This is a genomic window from Corallococcus sp. CA041A (genome assembly GCF_003612075.1).
Lineage (GTDB): Bacteria > Myxococcota > Myxococcia > Myxococcales > Myxococcaceae > Corallococcus > Corallococcus exiguus.
Map to the genome: position 1 here is coordinate 1 of NZ_RAWF01000177.1, position 20,677 is coordinate 20,677.

The window sequence follows — 20,677 nt, forward strand, 5'->3', positions numbered from 1 at the left end:
GAAGTTAAGCCCTCCAGAGCCGATGGTACTCCGCGGGAAACCGCGTGGGAGAGTAGGTCGCTGCCGGATTCTTTTTGAAAGCCCCTGGTGCCGCAAGGCGCCAGGGGCTTTGTCTTTGCGGGCTTGTGTCACGAAGCTCGGGCGCACGCTTCTTCGTGGATTGATCCGACGGGATGCGAACGTACAGCCGCCTGGCTTTGAGGCTGGCCTGACCCTGGCTGCTTTGCTTGAGTGGCGCTCCTTCCCCCCTCTCTGGACAGGAGCCTCTCGCATGCATCTGCTTCGAATCTACGCCGCTGGTCTGTTCGCACTGGGGCTCCTGCTGGCGCCCGCGGAATCCAAGGCGCAGCAGTCCGGCGTCCGCCTGGGCGTGGGGGCGGACTACTGGGTCGACACCAGCGCCGCGTTCAACTTCACGCTGGGCGTTGAAGGGCATGTCGCGGGTCCACTCTTCGTGGGTGCCCGGTTCGGCGCGGTGCTCGTCACGGACGGCAACATCATTGGCGTTCCGTTGGACATCTCGCTTCGCGCGACGGTGGGCCGGAACGTCTACATCGAGGGTCTCGCGGGCCCGTGGATCTTCTTCAAGGGGGACACCTTCAAGGCCCATGCGGCGTTTGGTTTTGGCCTCCAGGGCAAGGCCGCGAGCATCGGCATCGAGGTGGGCTACCTCGATCCGAATCCCATCATCGGCCTGCGGCTGGGCTACAAGTTCTGAGGTCCTGGCTCAGTAGTGCGGTGGCCGCTCCTGTTGGCGGGCGTCCACCAGGCCCGGCTCGGCGTCCAGCTTGCGCTTGAGCTGGTCCAGCTCCCCCCGGAGCGCGTCGATGACGCGCCCTTGCTGGTAGAGCACGTCGCTCAGCTCCTGCAGCAGCTCCTGCTGCTGCGTGTAGCGGATTTCCAGCTCGACCAGGCGCTTGTCTTCCATTGCCGTCTTCTCCGCTCGGGGACCGTGCCCCATGAATACCCTTGAACACCTGCAGCGCGCCCGCGAGCTGCTTGGACGCGGACAGCCCGAGCTGGCGGAGTCCGCGCTGAGTGATGCCATCGATGCGGCCGTGGCGGCGGAGGACCTGGTCCTCCTCACCCAGGCACGGTTCGCGCTGGGGGAGTTGCTCTTCCAGCAGGGTCGGGATGAAGAGGCAATCCCCTTCCTCCAGGCGGTGGTGCGCACCGAACGGGCCGACGGGGCCGTGGACTCGCCGGTCATCGCCGCGGCGCGGATGCTGCGCCAGATTCGGGGGCAGGAGCCGCGCTGAACTTCACGGCAGCCGGCACTGCTCCCGGATGGCGTCCATCCGCTGTGGGAAGCGCCGCTCCAGGTCCGTGCGCGTCTGGCGTGCTCCCTCGAGCTTCCCCGCCTTCACCTGGAGGGTGCAGAGGGTGCCCAGCGCCCGCGTGTCGGACACGTCCAGGCGGTCCGCCTGACGAAGGGCCTCCTCGGCGGCGGTCTCGTTCCCCAGCTCGAACCAGGCGATGCCCAACTGGAAGTGGCCTTCCGTGAGCTTCGGGTCCTTCTGCACTGCCTGCTGCAACAGCCCCACGGCTTCGCGGCTCCGGCCATTCTTGGTCAGCACCAGCCCCTGTTCCACCAGGAGCCGGGCCGTGGGGACCTTGCCCTCCAGGGAGGTGAAGACCTTCAGGGCGTCCTCGGGCTTGCCCATCCGGCTGAGCAGCCGGCCGTAGCGCATGCCGATGAGGGGATCGCCTGGAGTGTGGCTGTACGCGCGGGACAGGGCCTCCGTGGCTCCCCCGACGTCGCCCTTCGCCTCGCTCAGGTCCGCCCGGAGCAGCTCCGGCCGTGGGTCCGCCGGCGCGAGCTTCCGCGCCTTTTCGAGCGACTGGTCCACGCAGCGCGACATCCGCTCCCGGTCGCAGATGCGCGCGAGCAGGAGTTGGGTCTCCAGGGCGTTCGGGTCCCTCCGCTCGGCTTCCAGGGCCAGGTCGTGCGCTTCCGCGGGGGCTCCTTCTCGCAGGAGCTCGGCCGCCTCGCGCAGGTCCGCCGCCGTTGCCTTGTCGTTGTGCTTCAGGGGCACCAGGAACCGCAGGCGGCCCTCCACGTTCTCCGTGGCCCTCGCGATGGCCAGTTCCTGCTCGGGCATGTCGCGGGGCAGGAACAGGGGAATGACGTGGATGGCGAGCGCCGCCCCGCAGACCCAGATGACGCCCCGGAGACCCTGGTTCCGGCGTCGGCCGCTTCGCTCCTCCGGTTCGTTCGCTGGGTCGCTCATGGGGCGTTTCTAGACGGCCCGGAGGTGTGGGCGCAGCCCCGACGGCAGTTCCAGCTCGCAGCTCCAGCAGAGTTCGAAGTTGGCGGGGTTCTCCTCGCCACAGCGTGGACACGTCACAGAACGGCTGGCGGCTTCCTGGTTGGCCTGGAGCTCCGCGAGGACCTGGCGCCCGGCTTCCAGTTCCTGCGGCCACAGCCACAGTTCCACCCAGGCCTCGGTGCTGGGAATCTCTCCGCTCAGTGGGACCAGGGACTCGCCCCGGATGTCGACCGAGAGCCCGGCCAATTCCAGGGCCCCCGCCAGCATCCGTGCCTCTCCAACCGTGCGGTGCACGGAGAACTGCACGCGCTTCATGCTTCTTGTCTGTCAGAACCGGGCCTCCAGGGCAACCGGCCCCGGCTGCTCCCCTGCTGTGCCCCGGGCGACGCGGCCCTCACGGACCGTATGGCCTCCGTCATTCATCGTGACGGAGCTGGTGGGGGAGGACGGCGTGGGCGTGGCGCGGGGCACGCGCGTGGAGCTCCGCCGACAGCAGGGCGTCCAGCTCCGCGAGCAGGCGATCATACCCGCCTCCCTTCGCGGGCAGCCGCTCGGTGGCGAGCCTCAACCGGGGCGTCTCCTCGTCCTCGAAGGCCAGGGTCACCGCCAGGATGTCCGGGCTTCCTGCTTGGGGCGCGAGGGCGGCGGGTTCGGGCTCCTGCTGCAGGGGTTCCAGCAACGGGGCCAGGCGGCGGATCTCCTCTGGCGTCAGGTCCCGCTCCACCACCGGTTCGCCCTGCTCCAGGACTCGCAGGTGCTTGAGGCCTTCCACTCGCAGCGCCTGCGCCCCGGTGTTCGTCTGGCCACTGCGCTCGTAGGTCACGGTCTTCACGCGCCGCACCTCCCCGGGGTCAAGGAGTAGGCATTCGCATCCTCCCTGGCATCCGGAGGAGACCGCGGCGAGCGATCCCTGGACGGGGAGGGCAGTCCGAGCGACCGGTGCTGGACACCAGGCAGCGCCCGCTGGGCCCCTGCGCTTCCTGGAGGCGTCTCCCTACCGTGCCTTCCGTCCGGGCGCCCATGTCCGGACACACGGAGGACGCCGCACGATGAGCAAGCACAAGACCCCGAACCCGAATGATCAGCGCTCCAACACGAAGAACCCCGAGCGCCCGGAGCACAAGTCCGCCCAGGACAACCGCTCCAACCAGATGAACCCGAACCGTCCTCCGAACCCGCCGTCCAACATGCCGTCGCACGGCGGTGGGGGCATGACGGGCGGGGATGATTCCTCGAAGCGCTGAGTGAAACGGGAGAGGCCGGCCGCGCGTTCGGGCCGGCCCCTCCGGGGGCGTTGTCCTAGCGGACGCGCGGCGAACACTCGCCTTCGCCGCGGTAGTGGCCCACGGTTCGCACGAGCGCCGTCACGAAGTCGCGCAGCGTCCGCACGCTGCCCGCGCCTCCCGTGCCGTACTGGTCCGAGGGCAGAGTCGTCAGGTTCACCAGGCCCAACTCATCCAGGGTGATTTCGCCATCCGGGCCGACCACGCCCGTGCTGTCCGCCGCGGCGATGGCGTCGAAGCGCATCTTCGCGTCCGGCGACTGGAGGTCGTCGAAGAACAAGTGGTCGCCGTGGATGGTGAGCTGCACCGTCTCCGTGCTGCCCTTGGGCACCGTGACGCCGTTGCCGATGTCCTCGTTCTCGCAGTGCTCGTAGAGGGTGTTGGTCGCGAAGCCCCAGTGGAAGCTCTTGGTCGCCGCACCCTTGGTGGCCGTGCCCTCGACGTAGACGGACCAGCCTTCGGTGTTCATCCGCGTCACGTCCTCCGCGTCCGCATTACCGGCGGTGGCGTTCGTGACGGGGGCGATGGCGTAGCTCACCTCGTCCCATTCCTCGGCGGCCAGGTCGCTGAACTTCGCGACGTCCACGGGGCCCGGACGGTGCACGTCGTAGACCTTCGCGGCCGTCTGCTCGGCGGCGGTTTCTCCCTCGTGGTTGGCGACCTTCACCTCGCTCAGCTTCACGAGGAATTTGGTGTACTTCACCGTCCAGCCGTCCTCGAAGGCGCTGGCGGGGATCTCCTTTTCGATGAAGTCCTCCCCGTACGCGGTGAACGTCACGTTGCCTTGACCCGACGAGCAGGCGACCAGGGCCAGGCAGGACACTCCCATCAGCCAATGCTTCCTCATTCCGCTGCTCCTTCCACCCACGTCACGACGTAGGCGCTGGTGTCTTCCACGCCGCGCACCAGGCCGTTCTGGGCCTGGCTGTTGGCGGGGAAGGTGGAAACGCCAGCCGCGTCAGGAAGCGACGCGGTGGCGAAGTCGATGCGGTCCATCCAAGTCCCCAGATCCACCGCGATGCGCACGAAGCCGGCCTCTTGCTGGAGGTCGCGCTCGAAGCGCACGCCTTCGATGGCCTTGGGCAGATCCACCGTCGCGTCGAAGCGCACCGTGGCTCCGGACGTGTGGGTCGCGGTGCCTCGCACGTGGGCCTGGTGGCCTCCGAGGACGTTCTGTGCGTCCGTGGCCGCTGTGGGCGTCACGAGCGTCAGTTCCAGTGAGCCGTACGCACCGGTGACGGCGTTGGCGTCACCCAGGTTGCCGCCCGCGAGCAGATCCACGGTCCGGGTGTTCAACACCTCGCCCAGCGCGTCGCCCGGGACGTAGTGGCCGGGGTGCGCGTGCGCGGTGCCCCCGATGAGCGAGTACCAGTCGAAGCGGGGCAGGCGTTGCGACAGCAGCACGCGGCCCTCGAAGAAGCGCACCGAGCCCACGGAGAGCTGCGCGGCTTCGGGCGTCACCGTCCAGCCGTACTCGTTGGGGGCCGTGGGCGCTGTCGCCGTCATCGTCACGGCGAAGGTGCGGCGCTCCGCTTCGGTCTTTCCTCCGCAGCCCAGACTCATCAGGGCCACGGTCAAGGCCAGTGCAATCGGGTTCATCACAGGTGGACCTCCAGGTTGAGCGAGGCCACGCGTGGTGCCCCCGCGGTGAAATGTCTGGCTGGAACGAGGCTCGGCTGGGTGGTGGGGTCGAAGCGCGAGCTGTAGACGAACTCGCCGTCGCGCCAGCGCGTGTTGAGCAGGTTCTTCACGTCGAGCCGCAGCGCGAGCGCTCCCCGGCGCAGCGCTGCCTGCACGTCCGCGAGGAACACGGTGCGGCTGTATTCGTCGTAGGGCAGGGGCCTGGGCCCGATGAGCGTGAGGCCCGTACCTAGCGACAGCACGGAGTCGATGCCGGGCAGCGGCTTCTCCCAGCCGATGTCCGCTCGAGCGACCAGCGGCGCGAAGTAGGGGAGCTTCGCGTTTGTCTTCGTCACCGTCGCGTTCGCCACCGTGGCGCTCAGCGCGGCCGTGACGCCTTCGAGCGGACGCGCCTGCAGGGACGCGGAGATGCCCGTGCGCAGCGTCTCTTCCGTGAAGACGGTGGTGCCCACCGTGTGGTCGAAGAAGAAGTCGTCCGCTACCTGCGAGCCGAAGACGCTCGCCTGGAAGGACAGACGTTCTCCATCCCTCCTCGTGCCCAGCTCCGCGCCGTGCACGTTCACGAAGGGCGCCTGCTCTCCTTCCGCGAGGCTTCGCGCCTGCGGGGAACGGAAGCCGTCTCCGTAGCTGGCGAAGAGGGCCCAGGTGTCCGTGAGCGCGTATTCGACGCCGGCCTTCGCGCCCCAGTGCACCCCGAAGGCGCTGCGCGAGTAGCCCTGTCCGTCGTAGTAGCGCGGGTCTCGGAAGGCGAGCGCGTCGAAGACCTCCACGCCCAGCGCGTCAGCGCGGCCTCCCAGCCGGAAGGCCCAGCGTCCCAGTGGGAGCCTGGCTTCGGCGTAACCCCAGACGTCCGTCTGGGTGATGTTCGCGTCCACTTCTTCCGCGAAGAAGGTGCCGTCCGTCTCGCGGTAACGGCGTTGCGTCTGGTGGATGCCGTCGCGCCTTCCTCCCAGGCCCAGCTCCAACGCTACGGGGCGGTCGAAGAGCGTGACCTGGCGGCGGTGCTCGGCTCGCAGGCCCAGGGTGGAGCCGTCGTGGGTCTGCTCCAGGCCGTCGCCCCGGTCGTCCACCCGGTAGCCCGTGAAGTTGTTGCGCAGGCGCAGGTCCGAGAGGATTCCGAAGGCCTCCAGGCGCGTGCGCGCGGTGCCCTCGCGCGGGAGGTCCACGCCCATGAGCAGCTGGTGCCTGGAGACCGTGCCTCCCTGGCGGTCGAAGGAGCCGGAGTAGAAGGTGCGGCGCCCGGCTTCGAGGTCGTCCTCGCGCACCACTCCGGGGGAGTCGAAGCGCGTGACGTAGCTTCCTCCCAGGATTCGCGCGCTCAGGCCGTGGCCCAGGTCCAGGTTCGCCTGGGCGAGCAGGGTGGCCCGGCCGTAGCCTCGCTGGGGGCCGAAGCCGTCGCTCTCTCCGATTTCCGCCGCCGCGAAGGTTCCGGGGTCTTCGCCCGGGCGCACCGTCACGACGAGCCGGCGCATGTTGAACTGGCCCAGCGTGCCGGCGAACTCCACCCCCTTCTCGCGGGCGCCCAGGTCCATGCGCACCGTTCCCGCCACCGCGAAGTCACCCTGGAACGCGCGGTAGGAGCCCTCCGTCACCTCCAGCGATTGGACGAGCTCCGGGATGATGAAGTTGGTGTCCGCGTAGCCGAGCGCGTGGATGTGGCTCACCTCGTTCACCGGCAGGCCTCCGACGTTCAGCTCCACGTCCTGGCCGTGGAGCGCGTCGAAGCCTCGGAGGAAGAGCTGCTGTGCCTTGCCCTCGCCGCTGTGTTGCGAGGCCACGAGGCCCGGGACCACGCGGAGCACGTCCGTCGCGTTCATTCGCGGTGCCGTGTCGAGGATGTCCCGGCCGATGGTGACCTCGGCGGCGCTCTGGGCCGGACGTGTGCCTCGCACCACCGTGGACCGCTGCTTCCCGGTGGCCTCCGTGAGCTGTTGTGTCTCGGGTTGCTGATGTTCCGGCGTGGCTTCTGTCTCCACGTGACCGGTGACTTCCTGGCGCGGCTCTTCCTGTGCGGCGGGCATGGCCGAGGGAAGACTCGTCGAGAGCGTGGCGAACGCGATGAGCAACATGGTCACGGTGGGGACGACACGAGGAGACGACGGCACGTCCCCGGCTCGCGTCGGGACGCGTTCCGGAGCGTGCGGGTTGAAAGACAGACGGGGCTCGAGGACACACGCTCACGCAGGCCCGTGTCTGGCCTGGGCCAGACGGTCCGCATGCTCGCGAGTCATCCTTCCGGAAGTCCGACGGGGGCTAGGGGCCCTGCGGCATCGCCGCGGACCGCAACCGCTGACCCGGTGACCACTCCGGGCTTCGCTCCGGCTCCACGCGCCAGGACACCCAGCGCAACTTCGGCGGCACGAACACCGTCCAGCTCGCCGCCACCGCCAGCAGGTGCTCCACCGAGCCCGTCAGGTGCTGGTGGCCGTGGCCCTGCTTCGCTCCTTCCGGCGTGCCCTGTTCGGACTCCGTCGGACACGCGGCCCGGGTCGCGTCACATGCGGCCTGGGTTCGGTGGACGTGGGTGCTGACGCCGTGTTCGTGGCGCCCCAGGCCTCCGCCGTGTCCCACCACCGCGTGCAGCACCGGCGCCACCGCGAGCCCGTACACCAGGACCCACAGTCCCAGGAACGCCAGGTCTCGTCGGTCTCGGGTATCCCACACGGCGGTTCGGGGTACGGCGGCGGAGCGTCCAGGACGGGGGAGGTGAGGCGGCTGCCTGCCTATCCGTCCTCCCCACGACACGCAAGGCGGCCTCCGCCGCCCGCTGCCAGACAGTTCCTTGCCGCCCAGTCCCATGACCCCGTGGACCGCTTGACGCATTGCATCGGAATCCGCTGCGGCCACAGACTTCCCGTCATAGACTCGTCACGTGCGTTCCGAATCCGCCGTTCTTCGTTCCCTGCCTGCCTCTACCGAGGTTCCCGCCCCGCCCTCGCGCGCCGACCGTCTGCGTGCGCTGGGGAGTGAGTCGTTCGACCTGCTCGTCATTGGCGGCGGGGTGACGGGGGCGGGTGCTGCTCGGGACGCGGCGCTGCGGGGCCTGAAGGTGGCCCTGGTGGAGCGCGAGGACTTCGCCAGCGGGACGTCCAGCCGCTCGTCGCGCCTCATCCACGGTGGCCTGCGCTACCTGGAGCATGGCCACCTGGGGCTCGTCTTCGAGTCGAGCATCGAGCGGCGCCGCCTGCTCCACCTGGCGCCTCACCTGGTGCGCCCGCTGGCCTTCATCTGGCCCGTCTACGAAGGGGCTCGCGTGCCGCGCTGGAAGCTCAACGCGGGCCTGATGCTGTACGACGCCCTGTCCCTGTTCCGGAACGTGAAGGCGTATCAGCGCCTGTCGCTCAAGCAGTTGGTGGAGGCCGAGCCCGGCATCCGCTCCGAGGGGCTCAAGGGCGGCGCCCGCTACTACGACGCGGCCACCGACGATGCTCGCCTCACGCTGGCCAACGCGTTGGGCGCGAGCGAGGCCGGCGCGGTGGTGCTCAACCACGCCTCCGTGAAGCGGCTGGTGCTGGAGGACGGCAAGGTGAAGGGCGCGGTGGTGGTGGATCACCTCACCGGCCTGGAGCACACCGTGCACGCTCGCGCCGTCGTCAACGCGACCGGGCCCTGGAGCGATGAGATCCGCCGGCTGGATTCGTCGCAGCAGGAGCGCACGGGGCCCGCGGTGCGCGGCAGCAAGGGCGTGCACATCGCGGTGCCCCGCTCGCGGCTGAACATCGGGGATGCGCTCACGCTCCTGTCTCCCGTGGATGGCCGCGTGATGTTCATCCTGCCCGCGGATGCGTTCACCCTCATCGGCACGACGGAGACCGCCACCCGCGCCCACCCGGCCGAGGTGCGCGCGAGCGAGGCGGACGTGGCCTACCTGCTCTCCTCCGCCAACGCCTTCTTCCCCGAGGCGAACCTCACCCGCGAGGACATGGTCAGCGCCTGGGCCGGCATCCGCCCGCTCGCGGCGAGCGGCTACCACGGCAACAGCGACGCGGGCAGCGCGAGCCGCGAGCACTCCATCGACGTGAGCCCGTCCGGCGTGCTGGCCATCAGCGGCGGCAAGCTCACCACCTTCCGGGTCATGGCCCGCGACGTGGTCAACGCCGTGGAGCGCCACCTGTCCCGACCGCACAAGAAGCCCGTCACCCACGAGCAGCCCCTGCCGGGCGGCGACATCCTCAAGCTGGACGCGGAGCTCGCGGCGGCGAAGCAGGAGGTGGGGGATGCCGCCACGGGCGAACACCTGGTTCGCGCATACGGCAGCCGCTGGCACGCGGTGTGGGCGCTCACTCGCGAGTCGCCCGCGCTGGCCGAGCCGCTGGTGGAGGGCCTGCCCTACCGCCGCGCCGAGGCCGCCTGGGGCGTGTCCCACGAGATGGTCCAGACGCTGGCGGACCTGCTCATCCGCCGCCTCAAGGTCGCGTTCGAGACGCGCGACCAGGGCCGCGCCGCCGCCGTCCGCGCCGCGGAGGTGATGGCGCCTCTCCTGGGGTGGGACGCCGCGGAGACCGAGCGTCAGCTGGCGGCCTATGCCGTGGATGCCCAGCGCATCTTCGGCGTGGATCCTTCCGACGCCTGACGTCCTGCCAGGTGGCCGGGCACGGTGCGTCATGCCGGGCCGGAGGTCCTGCCGCGAACGAGGCGCTCCCCACGAGCGTTGAGCGCCTCACGATGGACCGGCACCGGATGGCCGTCGGGCGCACGACAGCCGCCCGAGCAGTCGTGCTGCGTCCATGCTTAAATCGTCTGGGGAACGGGAAGCAGGGTCGGCCCGTTCTTCCCGGCCCCCTTTTCGGGGGCGGCAGGTCACGGCGCGGTAATCCACGTTGGCCGGGCGAAGGAGATACACCCCATGAAGCGTTGGCTTTGGCTTGGGCTCGGGTTGTCCGGACTGGTGGCGAGCGGCTGTGGCAGCGACCCCGAACCCATCGATGTCCTGCCCCAGGCGTGTCCTGGCACCGCGGAGGTGTCGCTGCCGAAGCCGGGCGTCTCCCCGCTGAGCACGGACACGGCGCCGGACGGCGTCATCATCACCTACAAGTCGAAGGTGTCCGCGAGCGCGCTGGCGGCTTCGGCGGACATCGCGGCGGCCGTGGAGCGCGAGGGCGGCACGGTGAAGCGCCGCATCCCGAACATGAACGTGGTGTCCGCCCGGCTGTCGCCGGAGGCCATCTCCGCGCTGAAGCTCCACCCGGACGTGCTCTCCGTGACGCCCAACCGCCGCGTGCGCGCGCTGGGGCTGCCCACGCCCCCGCCGCTGGCGTCGTGGCAGGGCGCGTACAGCACGCAGGGGTCGGTGGGCGAGTACACGGAGGGACTGAAGCTGATCCAGGTCCCTCAGCTGTGGGACGCGAACAACGACGGCGTCATCGACCCCGGCGCGCCCACGGGCGAGGGCGTGAAGGTGTGCGTCATCGACAGCGGCTGGGACAGCAAGCACCCGGAGCTGAAGGCGGCGTTCGTCATGGGCAAGGACTTCGTCGACGACGATGACGACCCGTCCGACCAGAGCGTGTCCCAGGGCGTGCTGAAGGTGGGCGGCGGCCACGGCACGCACGTGTCCGCGACCATCCTGGCGCAGTTCGGCGCGGGCTCCGGCGCTCGCGTGGCGCCCGGGGAGGAGCCGAACGGCGTGGTGGGCGTGGCGCCGGGCGCGTCGCTGCTCGTCGCGCGCGTGCTGGACACGGACGGCGGCGGCCGCACGGATGACGTCATCGCGGCGGTGGACTGGTGCCATTCGCAAGGGGCGCGGATTGCCTCGCTGTCGCTGGGCGCGCCGGATCCGTCCGAGACCGAGCAGCTCATGTTCGAGAAGGTCTGGGAGAACGGCAACGGCATGCTGTCCGTCGCGGCCAGCGGCAACGACGGCAAGCGCGGCATCGCGTATCCGGCCGCGTACCTGCCGTCGGTGATGGCGGTGGGCGCGGTGGACCTGCAGGGCGAGTACGCGCCCTTCTCGCAGTTCGGCCAGGAGCTGTCCGTGGTGGGGCCCGGCGTGAACGTGCTGAGCGCCACGGTGCTGGGGGCGGCGTCGCTGTCCTCGGTGACCGCGGCGTCGGCGCCCGTCACCTCGTCGCCGCTCACGTACACCGCGCAGGGCACGTACACGGGCCGGCTGGTCAACTGCGGCCTGGGCGCGGACCGCGCGGCGTGCGGTGAGACCGCCACCTGCGACGGCTTCGTCGCGTACGTGGACCGCGGCGACCTGTTCTTCGAGGAGAAGGCGCGCAACGTCATCCAGGCCGGCGCCCGCGCGGTCATCATCGGCAACAACGTGGCGGACGACGCGGAGGGCACCTTCACGCTGGGCTCCTCGAACTCGCACTGGGTGCCCACGGTGTCGGTGTCCATGGCGGCCGGCGCGTCCCTCAAGAAGCTGCTGGGCCAGGATGTGACGGTGTCCATCACCGGCCTGGACTACCAGCGCGAGTCGGGCACCTCCATGGCCACCCCGCACGTGTCGGGCGTCGCCGCGCTGGTGTTCAGCGCCCGGCCGGACCTGAGCGCCGCGCACGTGCGCGCGGTGCTGGAGAAGACGGCGAAGGACGACAAGACGACGCCGGGCAAGGACGAGAAGTACGGTTATGGCCTGGTGCAGGCGGCCAAGGCCGTGGAGCTGGCGCGCACGCTGCCCCAGGGCGGCGGTCCGCTCCCGCTGCCGTAACCGCGCGCCTTCGCGCCCGTGGGCCTGACGCCCCCGCGTCCCTTCGTGGGACCGGGGGCGTTTCCCTTTCCCGAGCAGGCGCCGGGTCGTGGGTTGGCAGCCCGGGCGGGCAGGCGACCGCAAGTCCTCCGAGCGGGTGGTTCGCGCCGCGTGCGCGTGCACCTTCCCACGAAGGGAGGCACGCGGCGCATGAAGCGAGACACCTGGCTGGGATTGGGGATCGCGGGGCTGGCCTGCCTGCTGATGTGCGCCGGGACTCCATCCGGCGGCATGGAGGATGACGCGGCGTCCGAGGAGACTCCTGCTCCCGCGGGTGCGCGAGTCATCACGCCGCGGACTCCCGCGGCCACGCCGCAAGCTCCGGCGCCCGTGCCGCAGCAGCAGCCGGGGACGGGCGGCTCCGGGACGAACACGCAGGCTCCCGCTGGGACGGCTCCTGGCACCACGCCCGCGCAGGGCACCGAGGCTGGGTCGGATCCGAACAGCCCCAGCGCGGAGCCAAACCCGGAGGGACAGACGACTCCGCCCAACCCGGGCCCGGAGACGAACTCGGGCACGGGGGGGACGGGCAACACGGGGACGGGGGCTCCCTCCACGGCGAAGCCCTCCGCTCCTGGCGCCTCGCAGGGCGTCGCGGTGGTGGACGCCATCTACCGGGGGAAGGTGCGCTCGGTGTCCGATACGGTGGTCGTCATCGACAACGATGGCTCACGCCTGCCGCTGGAGATCAGCACCCAGACGCGCGTCGTCCGCGACGGTGAGGACATCGGTGTGACGGAGCTCAAGGAGGGCGAGCGTGTGCGCGCCACCGTGAACCTGGTGGGCCGGAGCCACACGCGGGAGATCGCCGTGCTGACCGGCGCCGAGGCCCGACGCGACGCCGAGACTCAACGCCGCCGGTAGCCCGCGGCCCCTCCGTCAGCCGCATGGCCCCGTCCGCGTCTCCCGGACGATGACGGTCTACAACCGATACCGAACCCTGTTGCACAAGTTGGCCCTCGTCCGCGCCTGCGCGCCCGGCGGGGATTCACCCGAAGCGGATGCGCTGCTCGACACGATGGACGAGGTCTGGGCCGCCCTGTCCGACGGCGAGCGCGCCGCCATGGAGCGCGAACGCGCCCGGTTGGCCTTGTCCGTGGACATGCGCGCCGTGCCCGCGTGAGGCGTTCGCGTCACTCCCGCACGGACCCCATGGGCGCACCCGTGGGCCCATGGGGAAGGTGCGAGGACGGCCGTGACGGCGGCAGTTCCCGGCGCTGACGCTGACGCCACACCGCCCGCGTGTAGTCCACCACCGACGCCAGCGACAGCAGCGCGACGAGCGCCACGAGCGGCCGCACCAGCGGCGGGTAGAGCAGGACGCACAGCAACACCGCGAGCTGCAACGTCGTGACGACCTTGCCCAGCATCCGCGCCTTGAGCTCGACGGCCCGCATGTCCGGCCGCACCCTGGCGACGATGAAGCCGATGGCCGTGCCGATGTCCCGCAGGAGCAGCAGCGTCAGCTCCACGGGGTCGATGAGCCCGTCCAGCAGACACACGATGAAGGCCGTCACCATGAAGGCGCGGTCCGCCACCGGGTCGATGAGCGCTCCCATGCGCGTGGCCAGTCCCCGGTTCCGGGCAATCCAGCCGTCCAGGAAGTCCGTCGCCGCCGCCAGCACCACCAGGAAGGCCCTCATGCGCAGGTCCGACACCGCGATGAACACCGCGGCGAGCGGCAGTCGCGACAGGGACAGCGTATTGAGCAGCACGAGGCTTGCCCGACGGTGCATGGCTTTCAAAAGGTAGTGCTCGGCCCTCGGGGCGCACCTGCCCGGCATGGCGAGCGTCCAGCGAAGAACTCCTCCGGTGCCCTCGTGGATCCACGTTCAACGAAAGGACCCCGCGGCCCGCGTACGGTGTCCCAGGGCATGGCCCGGGATTTTCCCCGGCCTCCGTCCTCCTGGAGTCCGCCTCTTGAACGCGATGGGAACCTTCCGCCCCCTGCTGGCACTGGCCACCCTGCTCACCGTCGCGCTGCCGCTGGCGAGCTGTGAAGCGGCCGGACGGGCGAAGGTCGCGACCCGTGCTCCCACGGCGGAGGAGCGGACGCGCTACCCGTGGCTGCCGGCCTCCGCCCAGGTGCGCTCGCTGGAGGAGACCTTCGCGCCTCCGGAGGGCTACGCGCGCATGCCCCTGGAGGCGGGCTCCTTTGGCGCCTGGTTGCGCGGCCTGCCCCTGCGCTCCGATGGCTCTCCCGTGCGCGACTTCCAGGGCAATACCGTGCTGGCGGCCTCCGACTCCCGGCTGGCGGCGGTGGGGGAGCTGGACGTGGGCACCGCGAACCTCCAGCAGTGCGCGGACTCCATCCTGCGCCTTCACGCGGAGTGGCGCTGGGCGTCCGGCCAGTCGGAGCGCATCGCCTACCGCTTCACCAGCGGCCACCTGGCGTCCTGGCCCAAGTACGCGGCCGGGGAGCGGGCGCGCGTCTCCGGCTCGAAGGTGACGTGGGTGCCGGGGAGCGCGGCGGCGGACAGCTCGCGGGCGGCCTTCCGGAACTACCTGAACCTGCTCTTCACCTACGCAGGCACCCTGTCGATCCAAGCGGAAGGCTCCCGTCCCACGCGGGAGCAGCTGCGCCCCGGGGACTTCTTCGTCCTGGGCGGCAGCCCCGGCCACACGGTGCTCGTGCTGGACGTAGCCACCAACGCGAAGGGTGAACGGATGGCGCTCGTGGGCCAGGGCTTCACCCCCGCGCAGGACTTCCACGTCCTGGCGGGAAGGGACGGGGCCTGGTTCCCGCTGGAAGGGGAGAGCCTGGCGACGCCCTTCTGGGCGCCATTCCCCATGACGTCCCTGCGACGCCTGTCCTCGCCCTGATCGACTGGAAACCTGAAGCACCAACGAGGTGCAGCCTGGGGGACGGGCGTCCTCCTGGTGGGTCTCCTGGCGGACGGGAAGGCGTGAAACGGGCAACTCCCGAGGGTTCTTCTGGAATCGACGGGAGGCAGGAGGCAGGTTGCGGCGTGGAGTGTTGTCCTGCCGTCAACGGGCGACACACCGAAGCCGGGCCCGTCCCCCGCCGAGTGCCCGTCAGCCTAAAGGGAAGAGGAGCCCGTCCCCCGAGCCTCCACCATGTCCTCCGCCGCCGCATCCGTGCCCGCGTCTTCTCCCAGGGCCAGCATCCTCATTGTCGACGACACGCCCGGCCACCTCCTGGCGCTGGAGGGCATCCTCTTGCCCCTGGGGCAGCGGCTGGTGCGCGCCACCTCCGGACGCGAGGCCCTGCGGCGCGTGCTGGACGAGGACTTCGCCGCCGTCCTGATGGACATGAACCTGGGCGACATGACGGGCGTGGAGGTGCTGGGCCTCCTGCGCGAGCGCGAGCGCAGCCGCCGCACGCCCGTGCTGCTGATGACCGCGGGCGACGGCGACGAGAAGGAGTGGCTGGCGGCGTACGCGCACGGCGCGGTGGACTACCTGCGCAAGCCGCTGCGGCCTGAAATCCTCCTGGCGAAGGTGTCCATGTTCGTGGAGCTGCACCTGGCGCGCGAAGCCGTGCAGCGGCGCGAGGAGTCGCTGCGCGAGCGCGAGCGCGACGCCCTGGAGGCCGTCCACCGCGAGCGGCTGCACGCGTTCTTCATGCAGGCCCCGGTGGGCATCTCCATCACGCGTGGGCCGGACTTCGTCTTCGAGCTGGCGAACCCCTACTACGAACTGCTGGTGGGCCGGCGGGTGACGCCGGGACAGGCGCTGCTGGACGCGTTCCCGGAGATGGCCTCGCAGCCGGAGGTCATGGAGGTGCTGCGCGGGGTGGTGCGCACGAGGCAGCCCTTCGTGCGGCCGGAGTTCGAGGTGAAGCTGGTGCGCGACGGCCAGCCGGACTCCGTCTTCTTCAACGTCATCTACCACCCGATGGTGGAGGTGGACGGCACCGCGTCCGGCATCATCACCCTGGCCACCGACGTGACGGAGTTCGTGCGCGCGCGCCGGCACACGGAGGCGCTCACGCAGGATTTGCGAAAGCAGCAGGCCGCGCTGGCGGACAGCGAGCAGCGCCTGCGTCTGGCGCTGACGGCCACGGCGCTGGGCACCTTCGACATGGACGTGGTGACGGGCGAGCTCAGGTGGGACGCGCGCTGCAAGGCGCTCTTCGGCCTGCCGCCCGATTCGGAGTCGTCCTACGAGTTGTTCCTCGCGGGCCTGCACGTGGAGGACCGGGACGCCGTGCAGCGCGCGATCGCGCTCAGCTGGGACCCCACGGGCAAGGGCGACTACGACGTGGCCTACCGCACCGTGGGGTTGAAGGACGGCGTGGAGCGCTGGGTGCGCGCCACGGGCCGCACGCACTTCCAGGACGGCAAGCCGGTGCGCTTCGTGGGCACCGTGCAGGACATCACCGCTCGCAAGCGCGCCGACGCGGAGCGGGCCCGCCTGATGGCGGGCGAATTGCGCCGCACCGAGCAGCTTCGCGGCCTGTCGCGCGCGAGCCTGGCGCTCAACGCGGCGGGCAGCGTGCCGGCCATCCTGGAGCTCGTGACGCTCAAGGCGCGCAAGCTGATTGGCGCGAACCAGTCCTTCGTGCGGGTGGCGGATGGACGGGACGCGCCGACGCTCGGCGCGCTGTCCGCGGTGGAGCATGATCCGCAGGCGCCCGGCGCCGCCCAGGTGGGCGTGGACGAGCGCGGACTCTTCGCCCAGGTGTGCCAGGAGAACCGGCCGCTGCGCCTGACGCGCGCGGAGTTGCGTCAGCACGCGGCCTACTCGGAAGCGCCTCCCGCGCCGCCCCCCGCGCTGCCCCTGAAGGGCTTCCTCGCCGTGCCGCTGGTGGGCCACGACGGCCGCAACCTGGGCCTGATGCAGGTGTCCGACAAGCTGGAGGGCGACTTCGACGCGGAGGACGAGACCATCGCCGTGCAGCTGGCGCAGATGGCCAGCGTGGCGCTGGAGAACGCGCGCCTGTACGAGACGGCGCAGGCGGAGCGGCGCAACCTGTTCGCGGTGCTCAAGCAGCTGCCCGCCGCCATCACCGTGCTGCGCGGGCCGGAGCTCGTCTTCGAGATGGCCAACGACCTGCGCCTGAAGCTCACCGGCTCCCGGCCGCTGCTGGGGCTGACCGTGCGCCAGGCGCTGCCGGAGCTGAACGAGCAGGGGCAGGTCGCCCAGTTGGAGGCGGTCTACCGCACCGGCGAGACCTACCGCGGCCACGAAGTGCCCATGCGCCTGGGCCGTGACGTGGGGCAGGATGCGCCCGAGGGCTACTTCAACCTCACCTTCCAGCCGCTGCGCAACGCGGAGGGCAAGGTGGACGGCATCGTGTCCGTGTCCTGGGAGGTGACGGAGCAGGTGCTGGCTCGCCGGCGCATCGAGGCGCTGGCCGCGGAGCTGAAGGAGCGCGAGCAGCAGTTCCGCACGCTGGCGGACTCCATCCCGCAGCTGTCGTGGATGGCGGAGCCGGAGGGGCGCCTCTTCTGGTTCAACCAGCGCTGGTACGACTACACCGGGACGTCGCCCTCGCAGGTGGGGGAGAAGGACTGGAGCGAGCTGATCGACCCGGAGGACGCCGCGCGCGTGCTGGAGCACTTCAACGCGGCCCTGCGCGAGGGGACGCTGTGGGAAGACCAGTTCCGCCTGCGCCGCGCGGACGGCAGCTACCGCTGGTTCCTGTCGCGCGCCAGGCCCGTGCGGGACGGCGAGGGGCGCATCGTCCGCTGGTTCGGCACCAACACGGACATCGACGACGAGCGCCGCACGCTGGAGAGCCTCAAGCAGGCGGAGGAGGAGATCCGCCACCTGAACACGGGCCTGGAGAAGCGCGTGCGCGAGCGCACCGCCCAGCTGCAGGAGGCGAACAAGGAGCTGGAGTCCTTCAGCTACTCCGTGTCGCACGACCTGCGCGCGCCGCTTCGGCACATCACCGGCTTCGCGCAGTTGCTGGAGCGGCGGGCGGGCGCGAAGCTGGACGACGTGGCGAAGGGCTACCTCTCCACCATCGCGGGCGCGGCGAAGCAGGGCGGCACGCTGGTGGATGACCTGCTCGCGTTCAGCCGCATGGGCCGGGCGGAGCTGCGCCAGTCGCGGGTGGACCTGGGCCAGCTGGTGGAGGAGGCCCGGCGCGACCTGATGCCGGAGGCCACCGGGCGGCAGGTGGAGTGGCGGGTGGGAAGCCTGCCCACGGTAGAAGGCGACCCGTCGCTCCTGCGGCAGGTCATCCACAACCTGTTGGCGAACGCGCTGAAGTATACCCGTCCCAAGCCGGAGGCCCTCATCGAGGTGGGGGCACGCGAGACGGAAGGCGAGGTCGCGGTGTGGGTGCGCGACAACGGCGTGGGCTTCGAGATGCAGTACGTGGACAAGTTGTTCGGCGTCTTCCAGCGCCTGCACACGGCCGAGGAGTTCGAGGGCACCGGTATCGGGCTCGCGAACGTGCGGCGCATCGTGTCTCGCCATGGAGGACGGACCTGGGCGGAGGGCGCCGTGGGGCAGGGCGCGTCCTTCACCTTCACCCTGCCCCGCGCTTCTCCCGTGGAGAAGAAAGTCGAGACGCACGCGTGATTGACCTCAAGCGGATCCTCCTGGTGGAAGACAGCGCCAACGACGTGGCGCTCACGCTGGCGGCGCTGGAAGAGGTGCACCTGGCCAACGAGGTGGTGGTGGTGCGCGACGGACAGCAAGCGCTGGACTACCTCTTCCGCAAGGGCGAGTACGCGAACCGGCAGGACGGCCACCCGGCGGTGGTGCTGTTGGATTTGAAGCTGCCGAAGGTGGACGGGCTGGAGGTGCTGGAGAAGGTGAAGGGCGCCCCGGAGCTGAAGGCGGTGCCGGTGGTGATGCTCACCTCGTCGCGCGAGGAGCGGGACCTGGCGCGCAGCTACGGCCTGGGCGTGAACGCCTACGTGGTGAAGCCCGTGGCCTTCCCGGACTTCGTGTCCGCGCTGCGCGAGCTGGGGCTGTTCTGGGCGGTGGTGAACCAGCCGCCTCCGGGCTCTCCCGGCACGACTGGAGCCCCCAAGTGAACGCACGCGGCGGTGCCGCGCGGGACCTGACGACTCTGCCTTCGATGGAACGGCCCCTGTCCATCCTCTTGCTGGAGGACAGCCCGCTGGACGCGCAGCTGGTGGCCGCGCAGCTGGAGGAGGGCGGGCTGCCTTCAACGCTGGAGTGCGTGCAGGCGCGGGCGGCCTTCGTCGCGGCGCTGGAGAAGGGGAGGTTCGACCTCATCCTGTCGGACTACAACGTGCCGGGCTTCGACGGGATGAGCGCGCTGGAGGCGGCGAAGGCCGTGTGTCCGGACACGCCGTTCCTCTTCGTGTCCGGCGCGCTGGGCGAGGACCGCGCCATCGAGCTGCTCAAGCGCGGCGCCACGGACTACGTGCTGAAGGACCGGCTGGAGCGGCTGGGCCCCAGCGTGCGGCGGGCGCTGCGCGAGGCGGAAGGGGTGCGGCTGCGCAAGCGCACGGAGGAGGCGCTGCGCCGCTCCGAGGAGCGCTACCAGCTGGTGGCGCACGCGAGCTTCGACGCCATCTGGGACCTGGATCTCCAGACGGACACGATGCACTGGATTGGCGACGCGACGGAGGAGGTCTTCGGCTTCCCCCTGGAAGAGGTGGACGCGGACGCGGCGTGGTGGCGCCGGCATATCCACGGCGAGGACCGCGAGCGGGTGCTGTCAGGGCTGCAGCGGGCGTTCGATTCGGACGAAGACCGGTGGCAGGACGAGTACCGCGTGCTGCGCAAGGACGGCGAGTACGCGTACGTGGCGGCGCAGGGCTCCATCCTGCGCGGAGCGAGCGGGAAGGCGCGGCGCATCGTGGGCGCCATGCGCGACATCACGGAGCGGCGGCGGGCGGAGGAGGAGCGGCAGAAGCTGGTGCACGAGGCGCAGGCGCGGGTGGAGTTCGAGCAGCAGCTCATTGGCATCGTCAGCCACGACCTGCGCAACCCGCTGGGCGCCATCCTCACGGGCGCATCGCTGATGCTCCGGCGCGACGACATCCAGCCGTGGCACGCGAAGGCGGCGGCGCGCGTCCTGTCCGCGGCGGAGCGGGCCACGCGGATGATTCGCGACCTGTTGGACTTCACGCAGGCGCGCATGGGCGGCGGCATCCCGGTGCACGCGGCGCCGTGCGACTTCCATGCGCTCACGCTGCAGGTGGTGGAGGAGGCGCGCACGGCGCATCCGGAGCGCATCCTCCAGATGGAGCAGGTGGGGGACGGGCAGGGGGCGTGGGACTCCGACCGGATGGCGCAGGTGCTGTCCAACATCCTGGGCAACGCGCTGAAGTACAGCCCGGAGGACACGCCGGTGCGCGTGGAGAGCCGGGGCGAGCAGGACGCTGTCGTGGTGAACGTGCGCAACGGGGGGGACCCCATTCCCCCGGAGATGCTCCCGCGCATCTTCGAGCCGCTCCAGCGCGGCACGACGGCGGGGCGCTCCGAGCGCAGCATCGGGCTGGGGCTCTACATCGTCCGGCAGCTGGTGCTGGCGCACGGCGGGACGGTGGACGCGCGTTCGTCCGCGGCGGAGGGCACGGTGTTCACCGTTCGCCTGCCGCGGGTTCCGCCGAAGGAGCTGACCGTTCCGGCGCTGGAGTAGGGCGCCTCAGGGCAGGTCGGTTCCCCCGAGGAACAGCACGTCGTTGCAGCGCCGGATGCGCGCCCGGGTGCGGAGGCCTCCACGCCAGAGGCCGTACTTCTTCAGGGACTGGAGCCCGTACATCGAGCACGTGGGCGTGTAGATGCACTGCCGCTTCCAACGGTGGGGCACCGCGTGGCGGTACAGCAGGACCAGCCCCACCGCGACCAGGCACAGCGGGTTGAGCCACCAGGGCAGGCGGGTGGGC

Annotated in this window: 21 protein-coding genes; 11 read left to right on the plus strand and 10 right to left on the minus strand. The window is 70.6% G+C overall.

What is annotated here, in order from left to right; all coding sequences use genetic code 11:
• Positions 1 to 271: 271 nt before the first annotated feature.
• Positions 272 to 718, plus strand: a complete 447-nt coding sequence (locus D7V77_RS27575; protein ID WP_120567841.1) for a hypothetical protein — start codon at positions 272 to 274, stop codon at positions 716 to 718.
• A gap of 9 nt (positions 719 to 727) precedes the next feature.
• Here the strand turns inward: D7V77_RS27575 and D7V77_RS27580 are convergent, their stop codons facing one another.
• Positions 728 to 928, minus strand: a complete 201-nt coding sequence (locus D7V77_RS27580) for a SlyX family protein (RefSeq protein ID WP_120579288.1) — start codon at positions 926 to 928, stop codon at positions 728 to 730.
• Between the two features lie 31 nt (positions 929 to 959).
• Between D7V77_RS27580 and D7V77_RS27585 the strand changes: the two genes are divergently transcribed.
• Complete coding sequence (locus D7V77_RS27585; protein WP_120579289.1) at positions 960 to 1,259, plus strand: hypothetical protein; 300 nt, start codon at positions 960 to 962, stop codon at positions 1,257 to 1,259.
• A gap of 3 nt (positions 1,260 to 1,262) precedes the next feature.
• On the opposite strand, the gene D7V77_RS27590 is transcribed toward D7V77_RS27585, so the two are convergent.
• The 3 genes from D7V77_RS27590 to D7V77_RS27600 all read right to left on the minus strand — a co-directional run bounded on the left by D7V77_RS27590 (position 1,263) and on the right by D7V77_RS27600 (position 3,102).
• On the minus strand, positions 1,263 to 2,231 hold the full coding sequence (locus D7V77_RS27590; protein ID WP_120579290.1) for a tetratricopeptide repeat protein: 969 nt from the start codon (positions 2,229 to 2,231) through the stop codon (positions 1,263 to 1,265).
• A gap of 9 nt (positions 2,232 to 2,240) precedes the next feature.
• Complete coding sequence (locus D7V77_RS27595) at positions 2,241 to 2,585, minus strand: hypothetical protein (RefSeq protein ID WP_120579291.1); 345 nt, start codon at positions 2,583 to 2,585, stop codon at positions 2,241 to 2,243.
• Between the two features lie 100 nt (positions 2,586 to 2,685).
• Positions 2,686 to 3,102, minus strand: a complete 417-nt coding sequence (locus D7V77_RS27600) for a hypothetical protein (protein WP_120579304.1) — start codon at positions 3,100 to 3,102, stop codon at positions 2,686 to 2,688.
• Positions 3,103 to 3,319: 217 nt separating this feature from the next.
• On the opposite strand from D7V77_RS27600, the gene D7V77_RS27605 reads away from it, so the two are divergent.
• Positions 3,320 to 3,514 carry a hypothetical protein gene (locus D7V77_RS27605; RefSeq protein WP_120579292.1) on the plus strand — a complete coding sequence of 65 codons (195 nt, stop codon included), beginning with the start codon at positions 3,320 to 3,322 and terminating at the stop codon, positions 3,512 to 3,514.
• A gap of 55 nt (positions 3,515 to 3,569) precedes the next feature.
• Here the strand turns inward: D7V77_RS27605 and D7V77_RS27610 are convergent, their stop codons facing one another.
• From D7V77_RS27610 to D7V77_RS27625, 4 genes are all read right to left on the minus strand, one after another.
• Complete coding sequence (locus D7V77_RS27610; protein WP_120579293.1) at positions 3,570 to 4,400, minus strand: hypothetical protein; 831 nt, start codon at positions 4,398 to 4,400, stop codon at positions 3,570 to 3,572.
• A complete protein-coding gene (locus D7V77_RS27615) occupies positions 4,397 to 5,152 on the minus strand; it encodes a hypothetical protein (RefSeq protein WP_120579294.1) in 756 nt (251 codons plus the stop codon). The genes D7V77_RS27610 and D7V77_RS27615 overlap by 4 nt, the downstream gene beginning before the upstream one ends.
• Positions 5,152 to 7,215, minus strand: a complete 2,064-nt coding sequence (locus D7V77_RS27620; RefSeq protein WP_233597265.1) for a TonB-dependent receptor — start codon at positions 7,213 to 7,215, stop codon at positions 5,152 to 5,154. The genes D7V77_RS27615 and D7V77_RS27620 overlap by 1 nt, the downstream gene beginning before the upstream one ends.
• A 232-nt stretch (positions 7,216 to 7,447) precedes the next feature.
• Positions 7,448 to 7,858 (minus strand): hypothetical protein, encoded by a 411-nt coding sequence (locus D7V77_RS27625; RefSeq protein WP_233597266.1) that lies wholly within the window; start codon positions 7,856 to 7,858, stop codon positions 7,448 to 7,450.
• A gap of 208 nt (positions 7,859 to 8,066) precedes the next feature.
• On the opposite strand from D7V77_RS27625, the gene glpD reads away from it, so the two are divergent.
• The 4 genes from glpD (at position 8,067) to D7V77_RS27645 (ending at position 13,014) form a co-directional block, all read left to right on the plus strand.
• The gene (gene glpD / locus D7V77_RS27630; RefSeq protein ID WP_120579296.1) at positions 8,067 to 9,767 is read left to right on the plus strand and encodes a glycerol-3-phosphate dehydrogenase; all 1,701 of its coding nucleotides are present in this window, start codon (positions 8,067 to 8,069) and stop codon (positions 9,765 to 9,767) included.
• 273 nt (positions 9,768 to 10,040) lie between these two features.
• Positions 10,041 to 11,852 (plus strand): S8 family serine peptidase, encoded by a 1,812-nt coding sequence (locus D7V77_RS27635; RefSeq protein WP_120579297.1) that lies wholly within the window; start codon positions 10,041 to 10,043, stop codon positions 11,850 to 11,852.
• A gap of 189 nt (positions 11,853 to 12,041) precedes the next feature.
• Positions 12,042 to 12,755, plus strand: coding sequence for a hypothetical protein (locus D7V77_RS27640; protein ID WP_126932909.1), 714 nt, complete (start codon positions 12,042 to 12,044; stop codon positions 12,753 to 12,755).
• A 79-nt stretch (positions 12,756 to 12,834) separates the two neighbouring features.
• On the plus strand, positions 12,835 to 13,014 hold the full coding sequence (locus D7V77_RS27645) for a hypothetical protein (RefSeq protein WP_233597267.1): 180 nt from the start codon (positions 12,835 to 12,837) through the stop codon (positions 13,012 to 13,014).
• A 10-nt stretch (positions 13,015 to 13,024) separates the two neighbouring features.
• Here D7V77_RS27645 and D7V77_RS27650 read toward each other — a convergent pair whose 3' ends face one another.
• Positions 13,025 to 13,627 (minus strand): CDP-alcohol phosphatidyltransferase family protein, encoded by a 603-nt coding sequence (locus D7V77_RS27650; protein ID WP_120579300.1) that lies wholly within the window; start codon positions 13,625 to 13,627, stop codon positions 13,025 to 13,027.
• A 193-nt stretch (positions 13,628 to 13,820) separates the two neighbouring features.
• Between D7V77_RS27650 and D7V77_RS27655 the strand changes: the two genes are divergently transcribed.
• From D7V77_RS27655 to D7V77_RS27670, 4 genes are all read left to right on the plus strand, one after another.
• The gene (locus D7V77_RS27655) at positions 13,821 to 14,714 is read left to right on the plus strand and encodes a DUF4846 domain-containing protein (protein WP_120579306.1); all 894 of its coding nucleotides are present in this window, start codon (positions 13,821 to 13,823) and stop codon (positions 14,712 to 14,714) included.
• Positions 14,715 to 14,969: 255 nt separating this feature from the next.
• Complete coding sequence (locus D7V77_RS27660; RefSeq protein WP_120579301.1) at positions 14,970 to 18,389, plus strand: PAS domain-containing protein; 3,420 nt, start codon at positions 14,970 to 14,972, stop codon at positions 18,387 to 18,389.
• Positions 18,386 to 18,850, plus strand: coding sequence for a response regulator (locus D7V77_RS27665; RefSeq protein WP_120579302.1), 465 nt, complete (start codon positions 18,386 to 18,388; stop codon positions 18,848 to 18,850). Before D7V77_RS27660 ends, D7V77_RS27665 begins: the two co-directional genes overlap by 4 nt.
• 44 nt (positions 18,851 to 18,894) lie before the next feature.
• Positions 18,895 to 20,430: an ATP-binding protein gene (locus tag D7V77_RS27670; protein ID WP_211485278.1), complete on the plus strand. Its 1,536-nt coding sequence runs from the start codon at positions 18,895 to 18,897 to the stop codon at positions 20,428 to 20,430.
• A 6-nt stretch (positions 20,431 to 20,436) separates the two neighbouring features.
• Here D7V77_RS27670 and yidD read toward each other — a convergent pair.
• Positions 20,437 to 20,677, minus strand: a 241-nt coding sequence (gene yidD, locus D7V77_RS27675; protein WP_147452173.1) for a membrane protein insertion efficiency factor YidD, incomplete at its 5' end; no start/stop codon positions are given.